The sequence below is a fragment of the Pantoea sp. WMus005 genome (genome assembly GCF_013415305.1).
Classification (GTDB): Bacteria; Pseudomonadota; Gammaproteobacteria; order Enterobacterales; family Enterobacteriaceae; genus Pantoea; species Pantoea rara.
In genome coordinates this window covers 1-223 of sequence record NZ_JACBXU010000042.1, presented here as the reverse complement: position 1 = coordinate 223, position 223 = coordinate 1, and the positions used below count along the sequence as shown (strand labels likewise).

The window sequence follows — 223 nt, the reverse complement described above, 5'->3', positions numbered from 1 at the left end:
CGTTGATAGGCCGGGTGTGTAAGCGCAGCGATGCGTTGAGCTAACCGGTACTAATGACCCGTGAGGCTTAACCTTACAACGCCAGAGGCGTTTTTGAGAGACACGATTTTCAGCCTTGTACCGGATACATCTGCGCGGCCTTAACGGGCGGCGCGGAGACAGAATTTGCCTGGCGGCTTTAGCGCGGTGGTCCCACCTGACCCCATGCCGAACTCAGAAGTGA

General features: G+C 57.0%; 1 rRNA gene. It reads left to right on the top strand.

Going from position 1 to position 223, the window contains the following annotated elements:
• Nucleotides 1-75, top strand: a 23S ribosomal RNA gene (locus HZZ01_RS20860); the annotation flags it as partial.
• Nucleotides 76-223 lie beyond the last annotated feature (148 nt).